The organism is Acinetobacter endophylla (assembly GCF_053543775.1).
In genome coordinates this window covers 1-3694 of sequence record NZ_JBLVOM010000287.1, presented here as the reverse complement: position 1 = coordinate 3694, position 3694 = coordinate 1, and the positions used below count along the sequence as shown (strand labels likewise).

Below are 3694 nucleotides of genomic sequence, written 5' to 3'. Positions count from 1 at the left end.
ATACAACCAGCCTTTTTCTGAATCAGTGACTCGCTGTAACTTGGTCTGTTTACAACCTTACAGTTTTCTTCAGAGTATTCCAAAGAAGAGTGTTCTAATGACTACAGTAAAAGTACTTAACCAACATTAATGTGACTTTAAAATGACATTTTTGTCATCTACGATCACTCTGAAATTTATAAGATTAGTTGTTTCAATCAATGGTAGTGAACTGAATAGATGAGACCGTTATGGGTTGAAGATAAGCTAAAAACCGGTGACTACCTTTATGTATAATGCCTCATGATGCGATTTTACTGTTCTGATTGTCGTAAGTTGACAGTCCAGTAGAAACTTTATTGCTCAGCTACAAAAGATAAATGCAGTAATGTTAAATTTCCTCAATTCCCTTATTTTGAAATTCTCTTATTCAATACCCACGACAGTGGTTATATAGCCTGTTGTTAATAGAATTGATAGACCTAATAACATCTCAAATAAAATGGCATGACTAAGGTGTTTAGCGAATTTAGGATGTTGAAGACGCGGGGTGAAATACCATTTGTTGAAGGCAGCTAAAAGTAGAATACCTATAACAAAAAACATTTTAACCATGAAACCATAGCCATATGCAGTATTGATTAAGGTATTAAAATCTTTAATTAAAAGAAGAGCTACACTAGCGCCACAGGCGATTAATATCCCAACAATGAAAGCAGCAATACGTCCAAATACATGCATGCGATCTTTTAAAGGTAAACCACTTATTTCCCGGCTGGTTTTCCATAACGGATATAAAGACCCCATCCATAAAGACATAACTAGAATATGGATTGATAATAAAATTTGAGCAAGTAAGGTTAAATTAGCGACATGTCCGAGCTGGGAAAAACTAAAAATAATCGGGATAAGTAAAATACAAAATATTGAACTTTCAATTATAGAAAACTGACCTTTGTTCCTGTTAACTTTAACCACCATGAGAAGAAGTAAAAGAGCAAAACTAATAGAACGAAGAACGTATATATACCCCGTCGGAGTATTAACCAATATATTAATATACGTGGGGTCCACCATCCCTGTAATACCAGTATTGGCAAAACTACCAATCAGAATAAAAAATCCCAAGGTACTGGAAATTAGGCCTAATCCAGCGCCAATTGTAATATATTTAAGAATCGATTCTTTTAGTTCAAGATATTGTCTAAGTAAAAAATAGCAAAAGGCTCCACCAACGACAAAAGCTAAACTTAAATATAAAATAACCTTAGTTAACCAAGTGGCCCACATCCAATATTCAGAAATCATTATTTTTGTCCATTCTAGAACAACATGCCAGCACCTCACTGACATGTTGAAAGGTAATCAATTCTTATTTAGTTGATTTGATAGTGAAACTATATTCACCATTCATGTTGTGGCCATCTTTCCCCATTGTTGTCCAGACAACGGTATATTTACCTTTTTTCAGTTTCGGAAGAGCGACATCAAAGGATTTCTTTAAGTCATGAGTAACTTCATATTTTAAAGGAACATCTCTTCGCTGAGCATCCAGTAACTTAATATTCATCAACATAACCTCTGCACCAAAGTTAAGGGTCAAGTTCTTTGGTTGACTAAGGACAGATGCATTTTCCGCAGGAATCGCACTCACTAAACTCACATGAGCGAACGTAGTTGTAGTAGCCACAATCATCGTTGCAGCTACTACAACATGACGTAGAGCAGTCATTTTATTTTGAAATAATTTCATTTACGTTTCCTCTTGATTCGTTAGTTCATTAGAGATGACTTTATAAAATCTATATTTAATGAGACCACATCATCTCCTCTTATATTTCAATTATTAGTGAGAGACACAAACAGAGCGATGACTTCAAAATTACATTTTTGTCATTTTTAAAATTTAAAATCTTTAACTATTAAAATAATCTTATTGAAAAATAATGATCATTTAACAAACAAATTATGTAGGTGGTTGATTTATGAAATGTAGTAATCATTTTGTCTAAGAAAATAGTAGCTATTTAATTTTTTATATTTTAGTTTAAATATAAACATGTTATGTTTAATTTGATCTAATATAAATTTATGGGCTAAGCACATGACTCAAACACGTCCAAGAATGACCAAATTATTTGAACAGCTTGGTTTAGCTTCTACTGAAGAAGCAATTGCAAAATTCATAGAGAGCCATCAGCTAGCTAGAGATGTTTTTTTAACACAAGCAATTTTTTGGACTGATGCTCAACGTCATTTTTTAGAAGAAAAACTACACTCTGATGGTGAATGGACGACAGTGATTGATCAATTAAATGAGTCTTTACATGAAAATTCAGTAAAATAATTTTTCGTTAGTATTAAGGATCTACATTCTTCCCTGCATTGAATACAACTCATTCATACAGTAGTACTGTTTTGGAGATGGAATCTCTATTATATAAGTAGTAGATTCCTTACTCTGAAATTTGGATTATAAACCCTAATATTAAAAATAATCTTCTTTACCTTCTATCTAATAAATATACCAATAAGTTTAATAATTAAATTATCCACCCTTTTTTCTATAAAAAACTATTTTGATCAACTGTATTTTTTCTTTAAAGGAATAACAGTGTAAATTACATCAAGAATGTGTCTCTAACTAGCCTTGGAGTCATCTAATCATTTCATTTTTATTTTTTTAAGCACATAAAATCATAACAACTTTAATAGTTTTAAAAGATTAATATTAAATAAAATTTTTGTCATCTCAGCATAGACTATATATTTCGAGAAGATCTCAAAATTACATTTTTGTCATTTTTAAAAATAATTAATTAATAGTGCTAAAATTTTTAAGAGAGACAGAGAATAACCAAAAATTTCATCAGTTTAGTAGTCAAATTCCTAGACTCTGTTCAGTACTAAAACATAGCTTTTACTTCCAAATTATTTAAAGGAAAAAATTATGATGAAATTCAAAAACATTTTTTTGGGCTTATGTATCGCAGCCGCGTCATTGAATACATTTGCACAGCAATCCGATGAACACAAAGATCACCACCCTGAAAAAACAGCACCATCTGCAGTAACAATTAAGCAAACAGTTACCAGCACCACTGCTACAGATAAAATGGCTGCAATGGACCAGCACATGAAAGCAATGCAAGCCATGCATGCAAAGATGATGGCTGCAAAAAACCCTCAAGAACGTCAAAAACTTATGGCTGAGCACATGAAACTCATGCAAGGAGGTATGAGTATGATGAAACAGATGGGCAGCCAAAGCATGAATGCAAATATGGCTGACCGTCAGCAGATGATGGAAAAACGTATGGACATGATGCAATCCATGATGCAGATGATGATGGACTGTATGCCTCCGTCAGCAACTAAATAGTTACCCATGAATTAGGGGAAAGCACCATGAATCACCAACACCAAGAAAATAATTCAGTACCTAACTTCTGGTCTACACGTTATGCCATTGGTCTAATCGTGCTGGGTGGTATCGCAGCTTATTTTCTATTAACGGAACATTTAGCCCACGTTATCGGTGCTTTGCCTTATTTATTCCTTTTAGCGTGTCCACTGATGCATATTTTTATGCATGGTGGTCATGGGCATAACCACTCGTAGCAAAAAAAATCCGATATATCTGATAACAAAAAATAGCTCTTATCAGGAGATCCATCATGAATCATGCGGAATCGGCTTATGGTTTATGGACGCT

At 33.3% G+C, this 3694-nt stretch carries 5 protein-coding genes; 3 read left to right on the top strand and 2 right to left on the bottom strand.

Features of this window, described 5'->3' with window-relative positions:
* Positions 1–405 precede the first annotated feature (405 nt).
* Together ACNPNW_RS16195 and ACNPNW_RS16190 are read right to left on the bottom strand one after the other, a co-directional pair.
* A complete protein-coding gene (locus ACNPNW_RS16195; RefSeq protein ID WP_004695733.1) occupies positions 406–1287 on the bottom strand; it encodes a CopD family protein in 882 nt (293 codons plus the stop codon).
* A gap of 64 nt (positions 1288–1351) precedes the next feature.
* The gene (locus ACNPNW_RS16190) at positions 1352–1732 is read right to left on the bottom strand and encodes a copper resistance CopC family protein (RefSeq protein ID WP_004695736.1); all 381 of its coding nucleotides are present in this window, start codon (positions 1730–1732) and stop codon (positions 1352–1354) included.
* Between the two features lie 351 nt (positions 1733–2083).
* On the opposite strand from ACNPNW_RS16190, the gene ACNPNW_RS16185 reads away from it, so the two are divergent.
* From ACNPNW_RS16185 to ACNPNW_RS16175, 3 genes are all read left to right on the top strand, one after another.
* On the top strand, positions 2084–2326 hold the full coding sequence (locus ACNPNW_RS16185; protein WP_448767179.1) for a DUF2789 family protein: 243 nt from the start codon (positions 2084–2086) through the stop codon (positions 2324–2326).
* Positions 2327–2929: 603 nt separating this feature from the next.
* Positions 2930–3361 carry a hypothetical protein gene (locus tag ACNPNW_RS16180; protein ID WP_448767178.1) on the top strand — a complete coding sequence of 144 codons (432 nt, stop codon included), beginning with the start codon at positions 2930–2932 and terminating at the stop codon, positions 3359–3361.
* 26 nt (positions 3362–3387) lie between these two features.
* Positions 3388–3600 (top strand): DUF2933 domain-containing protein, encoded by a 213-nt coding sequence (locus ACNPNW_RS16175; RefSeq protein ID WP_448767177.1) that lies wholly within the window; start codon positions 3388–3390, stop codon positions 3598–3600.
* The last annotated feature ends 94 nt before the right edge of the window (positions 3601–3694 follow it).